The organism is Streptomyces sp. SID12501, assembly GCF_010550245.1.
Lineage (GTDB): Bacteria > Actinomycetota > Actinomycetes > Streptomycetales > Streptomycetaceae > Streptomyces.
Map to the genome: position 1 here is coordinate 131,466 of NZ_JAAGLU010000002.1, position 20,215 is coordinate 151,680.

Below are 20,215 nucleotides of genomic sequence, written 5' to 3' on the forward strand. Positions count from 1 at the left end.
TGAATCTGGCTCCCCGTGTCACCGGTCTTCTGGACCAGGTGCAGGTGAGTGAGGGAGGGAACCGCGCTGAGACCGGCGGGGAGAGCTATGAGAGCGGCAGCCCGCAGGCGCTCGTCTCCAAGCTCGCCTCGGTGTTGTATCAGACCCTGCACACCGGTCGCAGTGCGGCGCTGGAGTCGACGCCGCGTACGTGGCGTGACGCGGCGTTCGACGAGCGTCTGCACCGGGTGCTGGAGGGTCGCACGGTCACCCGTGGGGCATCGGTGCTGCACACCGGTGAGGGACCTGAGGGACAGTCCGTGGTGGTGCTGGACGGGGTGCGTGTGGCTGTGCCCTCGTCGTCGCTGCGCGAGTCGGCCGGTGGGGACGCGGAGGTCGTCCTGCCGGCGGCCCGGCCGGGTCTGTCGCCCGGCTTCTTCTTCGCCAGTTCCCAGACCACCGCTGGGGCCGGTGCGACGCTTCGGCTGTATGCGCACCTGGCGGATCCAGACGCCGCCCCGCAGGTCTGGAGCGCGGCCGTCGATTTCCTTGACGGGGCCCGGACCCCGTGGCGGGCGAAGATCTCCTCGTCGCTGCTGCTGTACCCCCGCACCGACGCACTGGTCATCTATCTTCCGCGTCCCGGGTGGAAGAAGGCGCAGGCCTGTGCGGAGCACCTGCAGGCCACCGGGCTGCTCGCGCCGGGGACTTCTCCCTTCGCCGGTCCGCTGACCGAGTCGGTGGGCTGTGCGTTCGAGCCGGACGACCAGCGTCCCTCACGGCGGGGCATGAGTTTCGGTCAGCACCGGACGCATGTGATGGCCGAGGCGCTGGTGCGCCACGCCACGCTCCCGGCCGGGGCGACGGAGTCACGGGAAGAGTGCCTGACCGCAGCGTTCATCGATGCCGGCATCGACCCTGCCGAGCCTGCCCGCAACCTCTCGTCCCCGCTCGTGGACTTCCTGCACACCTTCTGAACCCCAACGACGAAAGGCATTGCCCATGTCTGAGACAACCCGGTACGACGTCGTCGTCATCGGCGGTGGCCCCGCCGGTTCCACCCTGGCGGGCCTGCTGGCCAAGCGCGGCCGCAGCGTGCTGGTTCTCGAGCGGGAGTCCTTCCCCCGCTATCACATCGGGGAGTCCCTGGTCACCGGCATGATCCCGGTCATGGAGGAGCTCGGTGTCGTGGATGAGCTGGAGGCGCGCTTTCAGCGCAAGACCGGCATCAACCTGGTGTGGGGCAAGGACCCGCAGCCCTGGCGCACCGACTTCAGTGCCACGGGCGGTGTGTACGACCACTCCTGGCACGTCAAGCGCGACGAGTTCGACCAGATGCTGCTGGACAACGCCCGCAAGCTCGGCGCCACGGTGCTGGAGCAGGCCCACGTCAACGACATCGTCCAGGACGCGGACGGCACCGTGACCGGCGTCGTGTACACGCACGGCGGGACCAAGAAGCGGGCCTCGGCGGCGTACACGGTGGACGCTTCCGGGCAGAACCGGGTCGTGACGCGCAAGCTCACCGAGGTGACGTTCCAGGAGGACCTGAGGAACGTGGCGGTGTGGACCTACTTCAAGCGGTTCACGCCGCTGGAGGCCCCGGACGACATCCTCGTGGAGGCCATCGACGGGGGCGGCTGGATGTGGGGCATCCCGCTGTCGGAGACCGAGCTGAGCCTGGGGTACGTGCTGCCGGCCAGTCAGCTCGCCGAGGCCGCCGCACAGGGCCGCTCCCGCACCGACGTCTTCCTGGAGGGCTTGGCGGGCAGCCGCATCGCCAGGACGATGGTCGATCCCTCGGACGCCGGTGAGATGCGCACCGCTCGGGACTGGTCACACGTCAGCGAGCGGTTCTACGGGCGCGGCTGGGTCGCGGTCGGTGACGCGGCGTGCTTCATCGACCCGCTTTTCTCCTCGGGCGTGTGGCTGGGGACCTCCGGCGCCTGGATGGCGTCGCGCGCCCTGGACGCGGTACTGGACGAGCCGGGCGCCGAGGATCAGGCACTGGGGCGGTTCAACGACACCTACCAGCAGCTGTACAGCGACATCCTGGCCTACGTCCGGTTCTTCATGGATCCCAACCGGCTGCGGGAGGAGTACATGGAGCGGGCGCAGGGGGTGGGGCGCATGTACGTCGAGAATTCGAGGGTGGGCTTCATCAGCCTCATCTCGGGCATCAAGGCGCTGCCCGAGCTGGTGAGTTTCGACCCGATGGGGGTCGAGGGGATCCAGGAGGCCATGCAGGACCGGGCGGCCAGGACCGAGGCGGCGAAGGCCGCGGCGGCTGCCCCGGTCGGTTGATCCGGGCATCAATTAATGGGCGAAAGTTTCTCCTGGACGAAGAACTCCGAAGGTGGAGCGGTTTTCCGGTCAAGCAGGGTGGAAATTCCTGTCGACCGGCCCGTCTCCGCAGTGATGAAATCTCTCTTGTCAGCAACCGCGGACCGAAAGGAAAGCGGCCCGCTGATATCGAGAAGACAAAACGAACTGGGAGTTCGAAATGAACGAGAAGCTGATCGCCGGTTACGCCGCCTACACCACCGCTGACGAGTACGGCACCGCCGCCACCGGCGAGGCCCCCGCGTCCGTGGAGACCGTCGGCATCTCCATCGCCTCGGTGGCCCTCTCCATCATGTCGGTTGTCGACAAGTGCTGATCGCCTGACCCAGCACGAATCGGCCACTGATATTTCACCGAGAGGAAACCGAAAATGAACGAGAAGCTGATCGCCGGTTACGCCGCCTACACCACCGCTGACGAGTACGGCACCGCCGCCACCGGCGAGGCCCCTGCCTCGATCGAGTCCATCAGTTGGGCCGTGTCCGGCGCGGCAGTGGGGGCGAGCATCTCGCTGACCGTGCAGAACGGCTGCTGATTTCCCTTCAGCTGCCTCGCTCGAAGGATGTGTCGATCGTGACAGGGAAGCTTTTCTCCGGGTATGCGCACTACCTCGGGGTCGACGAGTTCGCAGATCTCGTCGACCCGGGTGAGGAAGCGGCACAGGCCCGAGTGACGACGGTACCCGCAGGCCGTGACAGCCGTCTCGCGGTGAGCATCCTGCCGATATCGGTCATCTCCTGATGGCCACACGTGGTGGGGCCTCCCGGTGTACTCGCCGGGCGGCCCCACCGCAGCCGTGTTTGCCCACCCGTCTTGCTTCAGGCGCGGTGGCTGTTGCCGTGCCGTGCCGCGGTGGCGGCGATGCACTGCAGCTCGGCCAGGTGGCCGGCGAGGGCGGAGCGGCCCTGTTCCGTGAGGGTGAGCCAGGTGCGAGGGGTCTTGCCGACGTGGCCCTTGCGGATCTCCACGTAGCCGGTCGCCTCAAGTGCCGCCGCGTGCTTGGAGAGGGTCGGAGCGGTGAGTTCGCAGTACTCCTGTACGGCGCGGAACTCCGCCTCCTCGCACCCGGAGAGGAACGAGGCGATCCTCAGCCGGGTGGTGGAGCGGAAGGCCTCGTCGAGACCGTCGGTCACCTGCGCACCTTCTTCGCGAGCGACACCCACACGATGGCGCCGACGACGACTCCCATCGCGAGGAAGACCCAACGCGTCTGTGAGGTGGCGTTCATGGCGCCGATCACGTACGCCGCTCCCGCGACGACGAGTGTGGACTGGGTCCGGGCCGCCGGGCCGCGTACGCCGACCACGCCGCGCCGCGAGCGGATGCGGTTGAGGAGCGTGCGGGCGCCGAGGGCCAGGCCGACACCGACGACGACGCCGGCCACGCGCACCCACGCGCTCTCGGCGCCGATGCCGGCCAGGGCGACTCCGCCACCCACCATCAGGCCGCACAGCGGCGGTGCCCAGGCGGGCAGTGCGGGGGTGACCGATGCCTCGTACGAGGTCCGGGCGGCTGCCAGGTTCTTCTGTGCTTCCTCAGCGTCCATGTTTCGATCCTGGCATGTAGTTTCCAATTAGGCAAGTAGTTCTGTTAGGGAAAGCCGAACGCTCGCCCGGTCCCCACACCACCCACCAGCAGGAGTGAACTCCCGTGACAGCACTCGAAGTCGACAACCTCACCAAGCGCTACGGCGCTCACCTCGCTCTCGACTCCCTCTCCCTGCGCGTCGAGAGCGGCAACCTCTTCGGCTTCGTGGGCAGCAACGGCGCCGGCAAGACCACCACGATGCGCATCGTCGTCGGGCTGCTGGCAGCCGACAGCGGGCATGTGCGCTGGGACAACGCGCCGCTTCCGGCCGCCGGCACACGCTTCGGCTACATGCCGGAAGAGCGCGGCCTCTACCCGAAGATGACGGTCGCGGCCCAGCTGACCTACCTCGCCCGCCTGCACGGCCTCACCTCGCTTCAGGCCCGCCAGGCCATGCTGGGCTGGACGGACAGGCTGCGGATCACCCAGCACCGGGACAGCCCCGTCGACTCCCTGAGTCTGGGCAACCAGCAGCGTGTGCAGCTCGCCGCCGCCCTGGTTCACGAACCCGACGTCCTGGTCCTGGACGAACCCTTCTCGGGCCTGGACCCGCTGGCTGTCGACGCCATGAGCGAGGTCCTCAAGGAGAAGGCCGCGGAAGGGATCCCGGTGCTCTTCTCCAGCCACCAGCTCGAACTCGTCGAACGGCTCTGCGACCAGGTCGCGATCGTGCGCTCGGGCCGCCTCGCCGCCTGCGGCAGCCTCGAAGAACTGCGCGGCGACTCGCGGGACGCGCCTCTGGTCGTCCACGTGGAAGGGGCCGAGGCCGACTGGCCGCTGCACCACACCGACGCGATCAGCACCTTCAAGAGGCACGAGGACGGAATTTCCCTCATTGTCCAGGCGGCCCCCGGCCAGGACGAGAACATCGTCCTGCGCGCCGCGATGCAGCACGGCACCGTGCGCCGGCTCACCCGTGAACGTCCCACCCTCACCCAGCTTTTCCGTGACCTGGTGGAGCCACACGGCTTCGCCGACCTCCAGAACGAGAGCGAGACGTCCAAGTGAGCATCCCGGCCAACAGCACCCTGAGCGACGTGTGGCTGGTCTACCGCCGCGAGATCGACGCACGCCTGAAGTCCAAGGGCTACTTCATCGGCATGCTCTTCATGGTCATCGCCGTGTTCGGCCTGGTCGCCGGCCTCTACTACGCGAACGCTCCCAAGACACACACCGTGGCCGTCTGCGGCGCACCGGCCAAGTCCTTCGGTCCCGCACCGCCCGGCATACGCCTCAGCCCGTGCACCGGCGAGGTATCGGGCCGTGACCGTGTCATCGACAAGGACGTGGACGCCGCCGTCACCATCACCGGCTCCCGGGCCGCCGTGCTCAGCCGCTCCGACACACCCGCCCAGGCCCAGGCCTCGGCGATCACCCTGGCCAAGGCGTGGGCCACCCAGCGAGCCTATGACCGGCAGCAGGTCGACACCGCGGCACTGCGGCGCGATGTGGCCACGGCGGGCCCCACCCTTGTCAACGTCGGAGACAACGGGCCCAACGGTACCGAGATCGGCGCGGCCATCAGCATGGTCGTCGTCCTGTTCATGCAGATCATCGGCCAGGGCTCCCTGGTAGCGCAGGGCGTCGTGGAGGAGAAGAGCACCCGCGTCGTCGAGGTACTCCTGGCCACCCTCACTCCCCTACGGCTCATGATGGGCAAGGTCGCCGGCATCGGCACGGCCGCCGTCCTGCAGATCGCCGTCCTGGTCGCGGCCGTGGTCGGCGCGCGGGCGATGTTCCAGGACAGGGCCGAAGGACTTCCCTCAACCGCCGCACTGATCAGCGCAGCCCTGTGGTTCCTGCTCACCTTCACCCTGTTCGCCTACCTCTTCGCCGCCGCCGGCTCCCTCGTCTCCCGCCCCGAGGACCTGCAGTCGGTCCTCATGCCCGTCATGGTCCTGGCCCTGGCACCCGTGGGTGTCGCCGCCGCGGCGGCCGGCGATCTGAACGCCGACTGGGTCGGCATCGTCCAGTACATCCCGCCCTTCTCCGGCCTCCTGATGCCGCTGCAGGCCAGCGTCTCCAACGTCTCGCTGCTCCAGCAGCTCGCCGCCGCGGCCCTGATGGCGGCGGCGACCAGCGGATGCGTCTGGCTGGCAGCACGCGTCTACGCCAACTCCATCCTGAAGATCGGCTCCGCGGTCCGCTGGCGTCACGCCCTCGCGGCCTGACTCGAAAGGGACCTGACATGATGACGCACCTCCTCACCCTGGCCCATGTCGTCGCCGCTCTGCTGATCACCTTGGCCCTCGCGAGCGCCGGCCGCCGCGCGGCCGTGCGCCTGCGGCAACCCGACGTCATCGGCGAGATCAGCGTCGGCCTGCTGGCAGGACCGCTTCTCCTGGCGATCCTGGGACGTCAGGCCTTCGACGCCGCCCTGCCCGCCGAAGTCCTCCACGTCCTGACCCGGATCGGCCAGGGCGCACTGGCCCTCTACCTGGTCGGCCTGGCACACCACCTGCGCTCACAGGCCGGGCGCCCCAACAAGGCCCCCGTCATCTGGGTCGCGGCTGGCTCCCTCGTGCCGGCCCTGCTGTGCGGGGTTCTGCTGGCCTGGGGCATCGACGCCTTTACGAACCAGGCGGTACGCGGCACCGCCCCCACGCCGGCGTTCTTCCTGATGACCGCGGTGGCCATGTCGATCAGCGCTGTCCCCGTCATGGCCCGCATCCTCACCTTCCGCAAGATGCAGGACAGCCTCAGCGGAACGCTGACCATGGCGGCCGCCGTCATGATCGACAGCATCGGGTGGCTGATGCTCACCCTCGCCATCTGCCTGAACGCACGCTCCGCCGGCGCTTTCCTCGACTGCCTCACCGCCCTGGCCGTCGGCGCCGTCCTGATGCTCGCCCTGCGCGTCGCCCTGCGCTCCCGGGCCGCCCGGCTGCTGGCCGTCGGCCGCACACGTCTGATGGCCGGCTTCCTCGCCCTCGCCGCCTGTCTGATGGGCTACACCATGGACAGCCTGGGCATGACGGTCATCCTCGGCGCCGCCATGGTGGGCTTCGCCGTCCCCAGCGGCCCCGGCGAACAATGGAACGCGGCCGTGGCCACCGTCTCGCGCACCGGCCGCTTCGTCGTCCCGGTCTTCTTCGTGGTGACCGGCGTGAGCGTACTCAGCCGCTCCTACGGATCCGCGTCCTGGCCCCTGCTCCTGGCGACCGTCGCCCTGGGCATCGCCGGCAAGGTGCTGGGCGGATACGCAGGAGCCCGGCTGGCAGGCCAACCCCCCGCGGCGGCCCGGGAGGTGGGAGTCCTGATGAACACCCGCGGGCTGACCGAGCTCATCGTCCTGCAGGCAGGCGTCAGCGCGGGCATCCTCACCGGCCCCATGACCCTGGCCCTGGTAGTCATGGCTCTGACCACGACCGCGATGACCGGCCCCCTGCTCTCGTACCTGCAGCGCAACACCAGTCTCCCGGAACCGGCCCGCACACCGGTAGTGGCCGTGTGATGACGAACCGTCCGTTTCCAGGCAGCCCTGCTAGATCCAGCCCTTCTCCCGGGCCAGCAGGGCTGCCTGGAAACGGTTGCTCGCATCCAGACGGCGCATCAGAGCAGCCACATGCTTGCGGTAGGTCCGCAGCGCGATACCGACCTCACGCGCCCCGACCTCGTCCTTGTCCGCCGTGCACAACGAGTGCAGCACCTTGCGCTCCAACTCGTTCACCGGGCCCGCCGCGCCTCCGGCGTCCTCCCCCTCCACCATGGGCAGCGGCTCGGCACCGGTCCACATCCGTTCGAACAAGGACACCAGTGCGGCGACGAGCCCGGGCTCATGCGTCAAAATCGCGCCCTTCGCGGTGTGTACGGGGTCCAGCGGCGTCAGCGCAGCCGCCCGGTCACAGATGATCAGACGCTCGATTGGGTCATGCGCGATACGGATCCACGCTCCTTTGCCGGCCAGTTCCCGCAGGTACGCCATGGTCGGCGGATCCTCACGGGCAGCGTGACCCACCACCGTCCGCATCCGCACACCGCGGCGCAGCACACGCTCGTCGATCGGGCGGGCGTGAGAGATGCTCTCCTGGCTGAGCACCCCCGTGGGATTCGTGGTCAGACTCTCGTCCCTGGTGAAGAACGTCAGCTCGTCGATGGCCGCTCTGACCGCCGCCATCCCGGCTAGGTGTACGGACCGACCGGCCCCCGGCTGGCCTCCCGGGGAAGGCGCGCGGCGCTCCGCGATCAGAGCGTCGACGATGCCGCTGGTGTGGACCTCGCTCTGCAAACTGAGTTCAAGACGCGTGACCGCCGTGGCCACCAGCCCCTCGACCGCCCTGGCCGGCGACAGCGGGGTCAGGACACCGTCCCCCTGAGAATTCGCCAGCTCGAGCTCGACCAGGCGACGGCAGACACTTCGCGCCTGCTCCTCCTGGTAGCCGCACTGTTCGGCCAACTCGCCGGGCAGCGCCCGCCCTACCCGCAGCAACGCCCGATAGACGCGCTCGACATCGGTGCCTACACCGAGAAATCCCAAATCTGCTCGCACGGCCCCCCCGGCCTTGATCGCTTACACGTGCACGCACCCGGTGCGGAACGTAGATTTCCGCATCGCGTGTGCATCGAACAGGTTACGTGCTCACGTGAGGAGCACAACCTTCACGACCTGCCCCGCCGACGAAGCACCAGGAGAACGCCCGGGCAAGCGCTTTCCCGCGAGGTCGCGGACCATGCAGCATGCGGCACCCCGGAATGCATCAAGGTGCATGCTCCACAGCATCACCAGCACCGTGCGAAAGGGCAGAGTTGTGCTCACGGGCCCGCCGAGCGGGCCTCGGACGAGAGTCTTACCCAGGGGGAACCATGAACATCAAGCCGCAACGCGTCACCGCGTCCTGTACGACCGTCCGCATCCGCAGAGCCGCAACGGCGATCACCGCGGCGCTCGCCCTGGGCCTGCTGGGCGCCGGCCCTGCCGCAGCCGACGAGCCGGCCCCGCCACAGCCCGGCGTCGGCGGCGCCTGTTGCGGCGTGTCGCCCGGGACCGCCGCCGGACTTGTCGGGAACCTGCTCGGCGAGATCGTGATCGGCGTCGGCGACGTGCACGACTGGGGGTGAGTCACCCCCGGCGCCGCCGGGTCCGCACCCGCGTGACCCGGCTGTCCGCCACGGCCTCCACCAGGAGGCCTACCGAGAGGTCAAGAGCGACGTGAGCGTTGCCCACCATTTCCGCATGGCGGTCTCGGCGGCAGCGCCCGTCGGAGCCGCGCCCGAGACCGCGGCCGTCCGGCTGATCACCCTGCTGCCCACCGAGTGGACGGCGGCCATCGTCCACTGCACCGACGGTGCCGCCGTCATCGCGGTCGCTGCCCCGGGCACGGTCCTGGCGTCCCAGGTCGAGTACACCGTCGACGAGATCATGCGCGCCACGGCGCTGACCGGATGGACGATTCGTCCCATAAAGCATGAAGCAGACGAAAAAGAACACGAACTGTAGAACAAGGGAGACATGGCATGCCAAGACCGCCTGCATTGCCTCCGGAGGAGAAAGTCTCGATCCTGCTCGCCATCCTGGCCGGTGAGACCACAGCCGCGGACGCTGCCCGTCAGGCCGGCGTATCCGCCCAGGCCGTCAGCGCTTGGAAGAAGCGCTTCATCGAAGCGGGCAGGACCGGCCTCGAGTCCGCACCCTTCCCCACCGCGGCACGAGAGCAGGAACTGGCCGAGGAGGTCAACCAGCTCCGCAAGGCCCTCAGCGACTCCTACCTCCAGTACCAGGCCATGCGCCAGGCCCTCACGCGCCCCGGCACTCGCCAGGGCACCGGCGTTCTCCGCCAACAGCGCCCCGCCTCCTTGCGCCCCCTTCTCGCCGGCTGAGCTGCCGAAGGCCGTTCATCGGACAGGTGCGGGGGCCCCGCCCGCGAACAGCCCCAACGGGGTTGTGCACGGGCGCCGTTGGGGTTCTGGAGCGGTCGTACGGGCTGACAGGATGTCGCGGACCGCATCCGAAGGATCAGGAGCCAGGAGTAGGGGAAGAGCGTGGAGATATTCGTCTTGATCGGCATTCTTGTGCTGGTCGTCGGAGGATGTGTCTGTGTCGTGTGGGCGTCGCGGGGCGGGCCGCGCTGGGCGCGTGGGGTGGCCCACGTGACGCCGGCGGCGGGCGAGGTGCTGCGCGCGTCGTCGCGTTCGAGCCGGAAGTCGGGCGGGCAGAGCTCCTCGGATGACGGTTCATGACGGCTGCCGTCGTCGCTCTCGACGTGCCCGCGACACCGACCGCCTCCGCTCTCCGCCTGCGCCCTTGGCGCCCGGCGGACGTCACCGCACTGGTCGAGGTGTGCCGGGACCCGGTACTGCGCCGCTGGGCGAGTCGTTCCGTCGTCGAGACCGAGGAGGACGGGCTGCGCTGGATACGGAGTCGGCGGCGGAGCTGGGAGGCCGGTGACCGGTTCTCCTTCGCGGTCTTTGAGGCTCAACCCGGGCCTGGGCAGGGTGAGTTGGTGGGGCAGGTGGTCCTCAAGGGTGTTGCTCCCGGAGGACGGACGGCCGAGGTGGGCTACTGGACCGCAGCCCACGCGCGGGGGCGCGGGGTGGCCCCGCGAGCCCTGGAGGCGCTCACGACCTGGGCCTTCGACACGTACGGTGCCCCTGGCGACGCGGCCGGGCTCCAGCGCCTCGAGCTCGTGCACCAGGAGGACAACGTGGCCTCGTGCCGCGTGGCCCACAAGAGCGGCTACGAACTCGACCGCGTCCTGACAGCGTCACCGCCCGGTTTCCCCCACGACGGCCATGTGCACGTACGGCACAAGGGCCGCGCCCTCGTCTGAGGCCGCGCCGCTCCCGCACCTACTACTACCGCCGCGACTCCGCCCCCGCCCGGCCCCCGTGATCGTCGTCAAGGACGCCGGTCACGGAGCGACGTCGTACGGGGCCGACGGCACGGAGATCTTCGTGCCCGCGCCCGCCTCCCGGGTCGTCGAACGGGTCGGCGCGGGCGACGCCTTCGCGGCCGGGTATCTCGCGGCCCTGCTCGAAGATCGAGACGCCGCGGAAGGGCTGCGGCTGGGGCACCTGATGGCCGCGGCCACCCTGATCACCCGCGAGGACGTCCCCACGGCCGCGGACCGCGTTGAGCTGCGGAGACTATTCCCGCCGGACGTGTGACATTGCCGCAGCCCCCCGTCCGCGCGTTGTGTGCTAGCGTGGTTTTCAGTTGCAGTTGTGGTTCCCAAAGATTTCGGTGTTCTTCTCCGGTCGGGGCAATCATTCCGGCGACGCGGGGTCCGCACGGTGCGGGCCCCCGAGCATGCCCCAAGGAGAATTAACATGGCCACCGGTACCGTGAAGTGGTTCAACGCGGAAAAGGGCTTCGGCTTCATCGAGCAGGACGGCGGCGGCGCCGACGTTTTCGCTCACTACTCGAACATCGCCACTCAGGGCTTTCGTGAGCTCCACGAGGGCCAGAAGGTGACGTTCGACGTCACGCAGGGTCAGAAGGGCCCCCAGGCGGAGAACATTCTCCCCGCCTGATCCGCGTGATCCTGCCGGTCCACTAGTGGACCGACATCGACACACGTGATTGTGGCCGGGGCCCGCACCTAGGGGTGCGAGCCCCGGCTCACAGTTTTTTAGGGACGGTTTCGCGCCGGACACCGGTCGCCCGTCCCTGGTTCTTGGGGGTGATCCCCACCACCGCTCGTTTCCTTTCGGCCCGTCCCCACGGCCTTTTTGTCCTGTGTGCCGCCGCTGTCGCGGCGGACGCTGAGCGCTGCCGTGATTCTGTCGACGTGCCGCATTGAGGAAGGTTCTGCATGAACCGGTCGTTCGCCGACCTGGGCCTGCCGCCCTCGCTGCTGGCCTCCCTCACCGTCGAGGGCATCACCGTCCCCTTCCCGATCCAGGCGGCCACGCTGCCGGACACCCTCGCGGGCCGCGACGTCATGGGCCGTGGTCAGACCGGCTCGGGCAAGACCCTGGCCTTCGGCCTGGCCATGCTGGCCCGTCTCGCCGGACAGCGCGCCGAGGCGGGACGCCCGCTGGCACTCGTCCTCGTACCGACCCGTGAGCTCGCCCAGCAGGTCGTGGACGCGCTCACCCCGCACGCCCGTGCCATGAGCCTGAAGATGACCACGATCGTCGGCGGGCTGCCCATCGCCCGTCAGGCCCGTGCGCTCGGCGACGGCACCGAGGTCGTCATCGCGACGCCCGGCCGGCTCCGCGACCTCGTCGACCGCCGTGACTGCCGCCTCGACCGTGTCTCCGTCACCGTCCTCGACGAGGCCGACCAGATGGTCGACATGGGCTTCCTGCCGCAGGTCACGTATCTGCTCGACCAGGTGCCGCGCAAGGGCCAGCGCATGATGTTCTCCGCCACGCTCGACGCGGACGTCGGCCGGCTCGCCCGCCGCTACCTGCACGAGCCCGTGGTGCACCAGACCGACCCGCACGCCGGCGCCGTCACGACGATGGAGCACCACGTGCTCTACGTCGACGACGTCGACAAGAAGACGGTCGCCACCGAGATCGCCGCCCGCGACGGGCGGGTCCTGATGTTCATGGACACCCGGCGCAGCGTCGACCGCCTCACCAAGCACCTGCTCAAGAGCGGCGTCCGCGCGGGCGCCCTGCACGGCGGCCGTTCCCAGCCCCAACGCACGCGCACGCTCGCCCAGTTCAAGACCGGCGAGGTCACCGTGCTGGTCGCGTCCGACGTCGCCGCCCGTGGCATCCACATCGACGACCTCGACCTGGTCGTCAACGTGGACCCGCCCGGCGGCGCCAAGGAGTACCTCCACCGCGGCGGCCGTACGGCCCGTGCCGGAGCCTCCGGCAGCGTGGTCACCCTGGTCCTGCCCGAGCAGCGCCGCGAGATGCGGACCCTGACCCGGGCGGCGGGCGTCGACCCGAACACGGCCAAGGTCTCCCCCGGCGCCGCGGAACTGACCCGCATCACCGGTGCCCGTACGCCTTCCGGAATACCCGTGATCATCCCGGTCCCGGCCCCGACCCCGCCTGCCGCCCCCAAGGGCGACGGCTCCGGCGGCCGGTCCAGGTCCTCGCGGTCCCGGTCCGGTTCGGGCGCGGGTTCCGCTGCCGGTTCGGGTTCGGGTTCGCGCTCCCGCCGTGGGTCCGCCGAGGGCGGTGCGGCCACGGCGCGTACGTCGGGTACCGGCGCCGCGGGCAAGACCCGTGCGACGGGTGGCGGCACTGCCAAGAAGGCGTCGCGTCCGACCGGTGGCGGTGCCAAGCCGCCGCGTGTGTCGGGCGGGAACCCGTCCGCCCGTACGGAGCAGGACCCCACCACCGGCGAGCCACGCAGCCGCCGGCGCCGGGCGCCCCGGAACAGGCGCCCGGGCTCCGACGCACGTCAGGCCGGCTGACCGCAGCCCCAAGCCTCAGCGTTGTCCCAGCTTCACCCAGCCGGTCGGTGTCAGGCCGACCGGCGCCCGCATCACCCTGTCCCAGAACCACTGACTCCGGACCCTTCTCTGACCTGCGGAGGCACCATGCGTTGTGTGATCGCCCGATTCCCGTTCGACCTGATCATGAGCGAGGTCACGCACAAGATGGACGGGGTCGCTCCCGAACCCATCACCAGTGCGGCCGTCGGCATCGGTGGCGTGGACTACCCCGTCAAGCAGGTCGGCGCGGTCATCACCCGCCTCGACCGGCGGGACTTCACCGAGAAGGAGATGATCGCCGCGCTCAACCGGCTCGGCTTCACCTGCCGTCCGGCCGCCGCGGCCGGCCCGGCCCGTCCGGCGGTCATCGACCCGTGGGCCGAAATGCAGTAACCACCGGACGAGCCGTACGAGCTGGGCGGGACGGGCGAGTTGCCCGGTTCCGTTCAGTGGATTCGCTCGCCTTTCAGGCGACCGGCACCCCCGTAACCGCCGCGGCCAGCGGGTATGCGCCCGTCTTCGGGGGCGTGCCTACCTTGCCCGTCGCCGTTGTCACCGGTACGAGGGTGCCGGCGTCGGCTGTGGTGACGTAGGCCGTGTCGCCGTTCCAGTCGAGGGTGATGTCGAAGGCGGAGCGGCCGACGGTGACCGGGGTGCCCGGAGCGCCGGTCACCGTGTCGAGCGGGGTGATCGTGTCACCGTTGCTCGCGCTGACCCAGAGGGTACGGCCGTCGGGTGAGACGGCGAGGCCGTACGCCTGACCGGTGACCAGGTAGGTCGGGCGGGTGTCGTTCGTGGCGGTGTCGATGGGAGTGACCGTCGAGCCGCCGGAGTTGGACACGTACACCGTCCGCCCGTCGGGAGCCGCGACCACGTTGAACGGGTTCGGCCCGACCGCGATCGGCGTTCCGGCCCTGCCTGTCGCGATGTCCACCGGACTCACCGTGCTGTCGTGGATGTTCGCCACGTACAGGGTGGTGCCGTCCGGGGTGATCGCCATGTTCTCCGGGCCGTCGCCCACCGCGATCTTCGCGCCCGCAGTGCCCGTGGCGATGTCGATGGGCTGGACCGCGTCGTCGGAGTAGTCCGCGACCCAGAGGGTCCGGCCGTCCGGGGTGAGGGCGAGGCCCGCCGGTACGTCCCCGACCGGCACGGTCGCCGTGACCTTCGAGGCGGCGATGTCGATGACGCTCACCGTGTCCGAACCCTGGTTCGCCGCATAGGCGGTACGGCCGTCCGAGCTGACCACGACCTCCCCCGGGTTGTTGCCGACGGGGATCTCCGCCGACGTACCGGAGGCCAGGTCAACCGAACTGACCGACGCGCCACTGAAGTTGGCGGTGAGGGCTCGCGTGCTGCCGCTGCCGTCAACTCCCTTTATCTGTACGGGGATCGCTCGGCTCACCAGTCCGTCTCCGGTGACGGCCACCGACCTTGTGCCCGCTCTCGCCCCGCTCGCCGCCGTGAAGGTCAGGGTCGTGGTGGCCTTTCCGCCTGCCGGGACGGTGACCGTGCCGGAGGACGGGGTGACGGTCAGGCCGTCAACCGGCTTGATCTTCCAGGTTGTTGTGCCTGCGGTCGTGGAGCCGTTGTCGGCGATCGTGAGGGTGGACGTGGCGCTGCCGCCGGGGGGCAGGGACAGGGACGTCGGGGTGAAGGACGCGTCCGGGCCCGGGTCGGGGGCCGCCCGCAGCGTCGCGTCGAAGAGGAAGCGGTCCAGTACGCCGGGGGCGATCTGCTGCGGGACGGAGTCGAGTTGCCTGCGCTGGGACTGGAGGCGGGCGTAGAGGGTCGCTACGGCGTCCGTGTCGCCGTTCGTCTGCGCGAGCATCAGCTGTACGGCTGTCCTGCCCGCCTCTCCGTATGAGCCCAGCTTGTCGAGCCAGGACGAGGTCTCGCTCAGGAAGCGTGAGTTGCGGAGGTTCGCGCGGAGGTCGGCGGGGGCGGCGGCCATCGCCGTGAAGTAGGCGGTGAGGGCGCGGGCCGCCCTGTCGAGGCCGTCGCCGCTCTCGTACGCGGTCGTGAACGCCTTGAGGAGCGGGGTGAGGGTCGGGGACTCGGTGGCGTCGAGGAGCGAGGAGTAGTTGTTCTCCGCGAAGATCCGGAGGGCGGTGGCTGTGGCTGTGGCGGTGGGGGTGGGGGTGGGGGTGGGTGTGGACTTGGGCGCGGATGCGGTGGCTGCGAAGTCCTTAACCGAGGCCAGGAAGGCCGCTCGGGGGTCGTACGCCGTCGGGTTCCAGGCGTAGGACGCTGAGGTGAAGAGGGCGAGTTTGCTGGCCTCGGCCTGGATCATCGGGTTGGCGGTGATGCCCGTGACCTGGGTGGCCACGCCTGCCTCGCGGCCGGTGTAGGGGCCCAGGAGGAGGCGGCTGGTGGTGTAGTCGTTCACCGGGTAGTTGTCCCAGATGAGGATCGGGTGACCGAACAACTCCTTTGCCTGGTGCGCCTGTTCGGTACTGATCGTCGGCGCGATGACTCCGACGCCGGTCCATTCGACGACGACCGAGGGGTCCAGCTTCTCCCGCAGCGCGGACTTGTACGGGGAGTCGGCGAGGTCCGAGTACTCGGTCGGGACCATCTCCAGCGGGGTCACGTCGTCGTGCGCGGAGATGAAGTCCTTGACGACGGCGTTGAGGAGGGCCGACTGCGCGGTGCCCGCCGCGCCGCCTCCGGTGCCGAACTTCTGCTCGTCGGCCGGGCAGTTCCAGGAGGTGTAGCTGATGTCGTCCAGAGGTACGGCGAACGAGCGGACGCCGATCGCGTACAGCGACTCGAACTTGGCGACCAGTGCCCTGATGTCGGCGGCCGAGGAGTAGCAGACCGAGAGGCCGGGAGAGAGGGCGTAGGTGAAGCGGACGTGGTTCGCGGTGGCGCGGTCGACCAGTTGCTTCAGGGGCGCGAGCTGGGCGGGCGGGTAGTCGTCGCGCCAGTTCGCGCGCAGGTACGGGTCGTCCTTGGGGGAGTAGACGTACACGTTCTGCTTCGTGCGGCCGTAGAAGTCGAGTTGGGACAGGCGGTCGCGTTGGGTCCAGGGGGCGCCGTAGAAGCCCTCGACCACTCCGCGCAGGGCGGTCGTCGGCCAGTCGCGGACGGTTGTGGAGGGGACCGAGTCGTGGGTGATGAGCTGGCGGAGGGTCTGGGCCGCGTAGAAGGTGCCCGTCGGGTCGACGCCGGACAGGGCGATGGTGCCCTTGCCCGTGGCCAACGTGTAGCCACCGGAGGGAAGTTTGGTGGGGGGTGCGGCGTGCAGGTGCTTGAGCGCCTTTGCCGTCGCCGGGTTCTCCGTGGGGCCGCCGACGTAGACGGTGAGGGCGGCGGGGGGTGTCGGGCGGCCTGCGGTGACGGTACGGACGGTGCGGGCGCCGGCGTCGCGCAGTACGCGTTCGACGAGGGCGCGGGCGGCGGGGTCGGTGGCGTGGCCGATGACCTCGACAACCTGTTTCGGGACCGGTTGGGTGCCGTGGCCGGGTGTCGACTGCTGGGGATTCGGCCAGATGTGGGGGACGGTGGACGCGGTGGCGGAGTGGGGCGTCGCCGCTGCGGCGGGGGCCGGGGCGGTGCCCAGCACACAGAGGGCCAGCGCGGCCAGGAGACCGCTCACTGACTTCAGTGCCGGGGTCACGGCCGGCTCCGGTTCACTATTTTATCCATCGTGCGGAATATTGGTGGATGGATTCACCCGACGGCAAGACCCCGGCCACTTGCTTTACTGAGCCCATGACTGACACCGACACTCCCGCCCGCACCGTCGCACTCTCCGTCGCGGTCCTCGGCACCGGCATCATGGGCGCCGCCATGGCCCGTAACCTCGCCCGCGCCGGCCACGCCGTCCGGGTGTGGAACCGGACCCGCGCCAAGGCCGAACCGCTGTCCGCCGAGAACGGCGTCCAGGTCTCCGACAATCCCGCCGACGCCGTACGGGACGCGGATGTCGTCCTGACGATGCTGTACGACGGTGACGCCGTCCGGGATGTCATGCGCGAGGCCGCGCCCGCGCTCCGTCCGGGGGCCGCGTGGGTGCAGTCGACCACCGCCGGTGTGGACGCGATCGGTGAACTGGGCGCGCTGGCAGCGGAGTTGGGGCTCGTCTTCTTCGACGCGCCTGTGCTGGGGACCCGGCAGCCCGCCGAGGCCGGGCAGTTGCTCGTGCTCGCCGCCGGTCCCGTGGAGCACCGGGTGGCCGTCGCGCCGGTCCTCGACGCGGTCGGCGCCCGTACGGTGTGGACCGGCGAGGACGGGGGCGCGGGCAGTGCGACGCGGCTCAAGCTCGTCGCCAACAGCTGGGTGCTCGCCGCCACCAACGCGACCGGTGAGGTGCTGGCCCTGGCCCAGGCTCTCGGCGTCGACCCGCAGAGCTTCTTCGACGTGATCGCCGGCGGTCCGCTCGACATGGGCTATCTGCGTGCCAAGGCCGGGCTGATCCTGGACGACAAGCTGACTCCGGCGAGTTTCGCGGTGTCCACGGCGGCCAAGGACGCCCGGTTGATCGTCGAGGCGGGCGAGCGGAACGGCGTACGGCTGGATGTGGCCGCAGCGAGCGCCGAACGGTTCCGGCGTGCTGAGGAGCAAGGACACGGGGACGAGGACATGGCGGCGGCGTACTTCGCGAGCTTCGAGGAGAAGTAGCCGAGGGCGTCTCTTCGCGCTGGTGCTGTCAGCCCACCCGTACCTTTCGGCTGTCGCAGGTGCCGCACACGGCGTCGGTCAGGGGGGAGTGCGTGGCGCGGCCGTCCTCGTCGACGTACTCCATCGGGTTGAGGCAGCCGGCCGGGTCGGGCTGGAGGACGACCTCGAAGGTGCGGTTCCAGGTCGCGCCGCAGTCGAGGCAACGGAAGGCGAACGTCTCGGTGAGGTTGCCGGTTCCGTGAGTTGCTCTGTCGTTCTCGCCGGACATTGCGGCTGCTCCCTTGGTGACGGATGCCTGCGTGTCTAGGTCCCCGTGTGCCCGTGTGCCCGTGTCCCCGTGTCCCCGTGTGCCTGCGTGCCTAGGGGTGGAGCTTCTCGCCCTTCGCCAGCATCGCCACGTACTTCTCGATCCGGCGTGCTCGGGTCTCGGCCTTCTTGGGCTCCTGGATCCGGTACAGGATCGCGTAGCGGTTCTGCCGGTCAAGGGTTTCGAAGGACGCCGCCGCGGCCGGGTCGGCGGTCAGGGCCGCCGCGAGGTCGTCGGGCACGGTGGCGGTCCTCGCGCTGTCGTACGCCGCCTCCCAGCGGCCGTCCGCCTTGGCGCGGTCGATCTCCGCCAGCCCCTGCGGACGCATCCGGCCCTGTTCGATCAGGACGGCCACCTTGCCGCAGTTGACCTTGGACCACTTGCTGCGCGGCCTGCGCGGGGTGAACCGCTGGAGCCACCACTCGTCGTCGAACGCGGCCTTCTGGCCGTCGATCCAGCCGTAGCAGAGCGCCACGTCGAGCGCCTGGGCGTAGTTCAGCGCGACGATTCCGGGGCCCTTCTTGCGCAGCTTGAGCCATATTCCGGGCGAGGCCGTGTGGTTCTCGCCGAGCCAGGACTCGAAGGCCTCGGCGGATGGGAAGTCGATGGTGTCCAGGTCCTGAGTCACTCCGGCAGCGAATCACATCCGGCCGTTCGTGGGGAGGCCGCAGTGTCGCGCTGACCGCGCGGGTACAGGTCTCGGTTTCTGCCCTGGTTTCCGGTCCCGGTTTCCGGCCCGCCCTCGCCGACAGTCGACGGGGCCGGGCCGGGCCGGGCCGGGCCGGGCTAGCGCGGTCGGGTCACTGGACCGTGGCTGCCGTACTCCCCGTTCCCGCCAGGCCCCCTGCTGCGGGCAACGCGGGCAACGCGGGCAACGCGGGCAGTGCGGCCGGCGGGAGCTCCAGCGGGGGCAGCTCGACCGGGGGCAGTTCCACCGGCAGTGGCGGCAGGCCGCCCAGGAGACCCCCGAGGAGGCCGCCGAGGGTGTCGAGGAGGCCGCTCACCAGGCCCGTGACCGTGCCCAACAGGCCGCTGACCAGGCCGGTCACCGTGTCGAGGAGGCCGCTGAGGGTTGCCTGGAGCTGGGCCAGGAGGTCCGAGATCGGGTCGGCCATGGCTGCCGCGGCCCTGTTCGTCGTACCGGTCCGTTCCGCCAGGCGCTGCTTGAGCGAGGCGTTCGCCGTCTCGACCGCCTTGGCGAACCCGGCCGCCTGGGTGGCGGTGAGGCGGCCGGTGCCGGTCTGCTCGGTGAGGTCGGTCAGGACGTTCAGCACCGGGGCGAGTACGTCGCCGCGGTCGGCGCGATCGAGGGCGCCGAGCCGCTTGAGCACCCGGTCCGCGTAGGAGGAGGCAGTGGAGGAGGTGCCGGACGTGAGGGACCACGACGTGTGGGCGCCGATGGAGGCGTAGGCGTCCCGGCTCGCGTCGGTGACGGCGACGGCGGTGCCGACCGGGCCGAATATCAGCGCGGCACAGACGACGGACGACGGGAGGAGGAGCCCGCGGGAGCGGGGGCCGAGGCCGGAACGGGATACGAGGGCGCGCATGCGCAGTCCTTTCGAGAGCTGCTCTCTTTGGACCCACGGTGAGAACACCGGCGACTCGCCGCAACCGCTCGCGGACTCTCGGTAATCTCCGCCCCGCTCGCCATGCCCCGGCTGACCTGCGCGTTTCGTCCTACGCCGCGTTGGATCGCGGTGCGGAGCCATTCGGCTGTCAGGGGAGATTCCTCCCGACGGTATGGAAGGGGCACGTCAGACCTGCTGCCGGTGCGCCCCGTGTCCCTGCTGTCCCTGTCGCCCTTGCTGCTGTCCGCGGCTCTTGAAGAGGCTGACGCCCGCGCCGAGCGAGACGACGCCCATGCCGACGGCGGTCATGACGCCCTGCGATCCGTCGACGACGAACGGGGCGACGGCCGCGACGGCGAGGTTGAACAGGAACAGGAACCAGAGGACGGGCTTGGAGGCGAGGAGGGACTTCATGGAGGGTTTCCTTCCGGGTGAGGCCCAGAAAAGGCCAGGTGGGAGAGGTG

At 69.9% G+C, this 20,215-nt stretch carries 26 protein-coding genes; 18 read left to right on the forward strand and 8 right to left on the reverse strand.

Features of this window, described 5'->3' with window-relative positions; translation table 11 throughout:
- Positions 1-44: 44 nt before the first annotated feature.
- The 5 genes from G3I71_RS02290 to G3I71_RS02300 all read left to right on the forward strand — a co-directional run bounded on the left by G3I71_RS02290 (position 45) and on the right by G3I71_RS02300 (position 3,063).
- On the forward strand, positions 45-956 hold the full coding sequence (locus G3I71_RS02290; protein ID WP_164312175.1) for a T3SS effector HopA1 family protein: 912 nt from the start codon (positions 45-47) through the stop codon (positions 954-956).
- Between the two features lie 25 nt (positions 957-981).
- Positions 982-2,283, forward strand: coding sequence for an NAD(P)/FAD-dependent oxidoreductase (locus G3I71_RS02295; RefSeq protein ID WP_164312176.1), 1,302 nt, complete (start codon positions 982-984; stop codon positions 2,281-2,283).
- A 199-nt stretch (positions 2,284-2,482) separates the two neighbouring features.
- Positions 2,483-2,638 (forward strand): LxmA leader domain family RiPP, encoded by a 156-nt coding sequence (locus tag G3I71_RS50150; RefSeq protein ID WP_203729111.1) that lies wholly within the window; start codon positions 2,483-2,485, stop codon positions 2,636-2,638.
- Positions 2,639-2,692: 54 nt separating this feature from the next.
- Entirely contained in the window at positions 2,693-2,857 is a 165-nt protein-coding gene (locus G3I71_RS50155; RefSeq protein ID WP_203729113.1) for an LxmA leader domain family RiPP, read from the forward strand.
- A gap of 38 nt (positions 2,858-2,895) precedes the next feature.
- Complete coding sequence (locus tag G3I71_RS02300; protein ID WP_164312177.1) at positions 2,896-3,063, forward strand: hypothetical protein; 168 nt, start codon at positions 2,896-2,898, stop codon at positions 3,061-3,063.
- Positions 3,064-3,140: 77 nt separating this feature from the next.
- On the opposite strand, the gene G3I71_RS02305 is transcribed toward G3I71_RS02300, so the two are convergent.
- Both G3I71_RS02305 and G3I71_RS02310 read right to left on the reverse strand, forming a co-directional pair.
- Positions 3,141-3,455, reverse strand: coding sequence for a transcriptional regulator (locus G3I71_RS02305; protein WP_164312178.1), 315 nt, complete (start codon positions 3,453-3,455; stop codon positions 3,141-3,143).
- On the reverse strand, positions 3,452-3,868 hold the full coding sequence (locus G3I71_RS02310; protein ID WP_164312179.1) for a hypothetical protein: 417 nt from the start codon (positions 3,866-3,868) through the stop codon (positions 3,452-3,454). Before G3I71_RS02310 ends, G3I71_RS02305 begins: the two co-directional genes overlap by 4 nt.
- Before the next feature lie 104 nt (positions 3,869-3,972).
- Between G3I71_RS02310 and G3I71_RS02315 the strand changes: the two genes are divergently transcribed.
- From G3I71_RS02315 to G3I71_RS02325, 3 genes are read left to right on the forward strand one after another with little or no spacing between them, the layout of a single operon-like run.
- Positions 3,973-4,917 (forward strand): ATP-binding cassette domain-containing protein, encoded by a 945-nt coding sequence (locus G3I71_RS02315; RefSeq protein ID WP_164312180.1) that lies wholly within the window; start codon positions 3,973-3,975, stop codon positions 4,915-4,917.
- Complete coding sequence (locus tag G3I71_RS02320; protein WP_164312181.1) at positions 4,914-6,080, forward strand: ABC transporter permease; 1,167 nt, start codon at positions 4,914-4,916, stop codon at positions 6,078-6,080. The genes G3I71_RS02315 and G3I71_RS02320 overlap by 4 nt, the downstream gene beginning before the upstream one ends.
- Before the next feature lie 17 nt (positions 6,081-6,097).
- On the forward strand, positions 6,098-7,363 hold the full coding sequence (locus tag G3I71_RS02325) for a cation:proton antiporter (protein WP_164312182.1): 1,266 nt from the start codon (positions 6,098-6,100) through the stop codon (positions 7,361-7,363).
- A 30-nt stretch (positions 7,364-7,393) separates the two neighbouring features.
- On the opposite strand, the gene G3I71_RS02330 is transcribed toward G3I71_RS02325, so the two are convergent.
- Positions 7,394-8,398, reverse strand: a complete 1,005-nt coding sequence (locus G3I71_RS02330; RefSeq protein ID WP_164312183.1) for a helix-turn-helix transcriptional regulator — start codon at positions 8,396-8,398, stop codon at positions 7,394-7,396.
- Between the two features lie 314 nt (positions 8,399-8,712).
- On the opposite strand from G3I71_RS02330, the gene G3I71_RS02335 reads away from it, so the two are divergent.
- The 9 genes from G3I71_RS02335 (at position 8,713) to G3I71_RS02370 (ending at position 13,643) form a co-directional block, all read left to right on the forward strand.
- Positions 8,713-8,967 (forward strand): hypothetical protein, encoded by a 255-nt coding sequence (locus G3I71_RS02335; protein WP_164312184.1) that lies wholly within the window; start codon positions 8,713-8,715, stop codon positions 8,965-8,967.
- Positions 8,968-9,082: 115 nt separating this feature from the next.
- A complete protein-coding gene (locus tag G3I71_RS02340; RefSeq protein WP_164312185.1) occupies positions 9,083-9,346 on the forward strand; it encodes a hypothetical protein in 264 nt (87 codons plus the stop codon).
- 17 nt (positions 9,347-9,363) lie between these two features.
- Positions 9,364-9,726, forward strand: coding sequence for a helix-turn-helix domain-containing protein (locus G3I71_RS02345; RefSeq protein ID WP_164312186.1), 363 nt, complete (start codon positions 9,364-9,366; stop codon positions 9,724-9,726).
- A gap of 162 nt (positions 9,727-9,888) precedes the next feature.
- Positions 9,889-10,086, forward strand: coding sequence for a hypothetical protein (locus G3I71_RS50795; RefSeq protein ID WP_343242815.1), 198 nt, complete (start codon positions 9,889-9,891; stop codon positions 10,084-10,086).
- Positions 10,083-10,676, forward strand: coding sequence for a GNAT family N-acetyltransferase (locus G3I71_RS02350; RefSeq protein ID WP_164312187.1), 594 nt, complete (start codon positions 10,083-10,085; stop codon positions 10,674-10,676). Before G3I71_RS50795 ends, G3I71_RS02350 begins: the two co-directional genes overlap by 4 nt.
- A gap of 58 nt (positions 10,677-10,734) precedes the next feature.
- Entirely contained in the window at positions 10,735-11,013 is a 279-nt protein-coding gene (locus G3I71_RS02355; RefSeq protein ID WP_343242817.1) for a PfkB family carbohydrate kinase, read from the forward strand.
- Positions 11,014-11,175: 162 nt separating this feature from the next.
- Complete coding sequence (locus G3I71_RS02360; RefSeq protein ID WP_006373337.1) at positions 11,176-11,379, forward strand: cold-shock protein; 204 nt, start codon at positions 11,176-11,178, stop codon at positions 11,377-11,379.
- Positions 11,380-11,660: 281 nt separating this feature from the next.
- Positions 11,661-13,229 carry a DEAD/DEAH box helicase gene (locus G3I71_RS02365; protein ID WP_164312188.1) on the forward strand — a complete coding sequence of 523 codons (1,569 nt, stop codon included), beginning with the start codon at positions 11,661-11,663 and terminating at the stop codon, positions 13,227-13,229.
- 126 nt (positions 13,230-13,355) lie between these two features.
- Positions 13,356-13,643: an SCO5918 family protein gene (locus G3I71_RS02370; protein ID WP_164312189.1), complete on the forward strand. Its 288-nt coding sequence runs from the start codon at positions 13,356-13,358 to the stop codon at positions 13,641-13,643.
- Between the two features lie 73 nt (positions 13,644-13,716).
- Here G3I71_RS02370 and G3I71_RS02375 read toward each other — a convergent pair whose 3' ends face one another.
- Entirely contained in the window at positions 13,717-16,872 is a 3,156-nt protein-coding gene (locus tag G3I71_RS02375; RefSeq protein WP_164312190.1) for a beta-N-acetylglucosaminidase domain-containing protein, read from the reverse strand.
- Positions 16,873-16,967: 95 nt separating this feature from the next.
- Between G3I71_RS02375 and G3I71_RS02380 the strand changes: the two genes are divergently transcribed.
- Positions 16,968-17,876: an NAD(P)-dependent oxidoreductase gene (locus tag G3I71_RS02380; protein ID WP_164312191.1), complete on the forward strand. Its 909-nt coding sequence runs from the start codon at positions 16,968-16,970 to the stop codon at positions 17,874-17,876.
- Between the two features lie 28 nt (positions 17,877-17,904).
- On the opposite strand, the gene G3I71_RS02385 is transcribed toward G3I71_RS02380, so the two are convergent.
- The 4 genes from G3I71_RS02385 to G3I71_RS02400 form a co-directional block, all read right to left on the reverse strand.
- Positions 17,905-18,144: a hypothetical protein gene (locus tag G3I71_RS02385; protein WP_164312192.1), complete on the reverse strand. Its 240-nt coding sequence runs from the start codon at positions 18,142-18,144 to the stop codon at positions 17,905-17,907.
- Positions 18,145-18,235: 91 nt separating this feature from the next.
- Entirely contained in the window at positions 18,236-18,811 is a 576-nt protein-coding gene (locus G3I71_RS02390; protein ID WP_164312193.1) for a YdeI/OmpD-associated family protein, read from the reverse strand.
- Positions 18,812-18,983: 172 nt separating this feature from the next.
- On the reverse strand, positions 18,984-19,730 hold the full coding sequence (locus tag G3I71_RS02395; protein WP_203729117.1) for a hypothetical protein: 747 nt from the start codon (positions 19,728-19,730) through the stop codon (positions 18,984-18,986).
- A 207-nt stretch (positions 19,731-19,937) separates the two neighbouring features.
- On the reverse strand, positions 19,938-20,165 hold the full coding sequence (locus tag G3I71_RS02400) for a hypothetical protein (protein ID WP_164312194.1): 228 nt from the start codon (positions 20,163-20,165) through the stop codon (positions 19,938-19,940).
- Positions 20,166-20,215 lie beyond the last annotated feature (50 nt).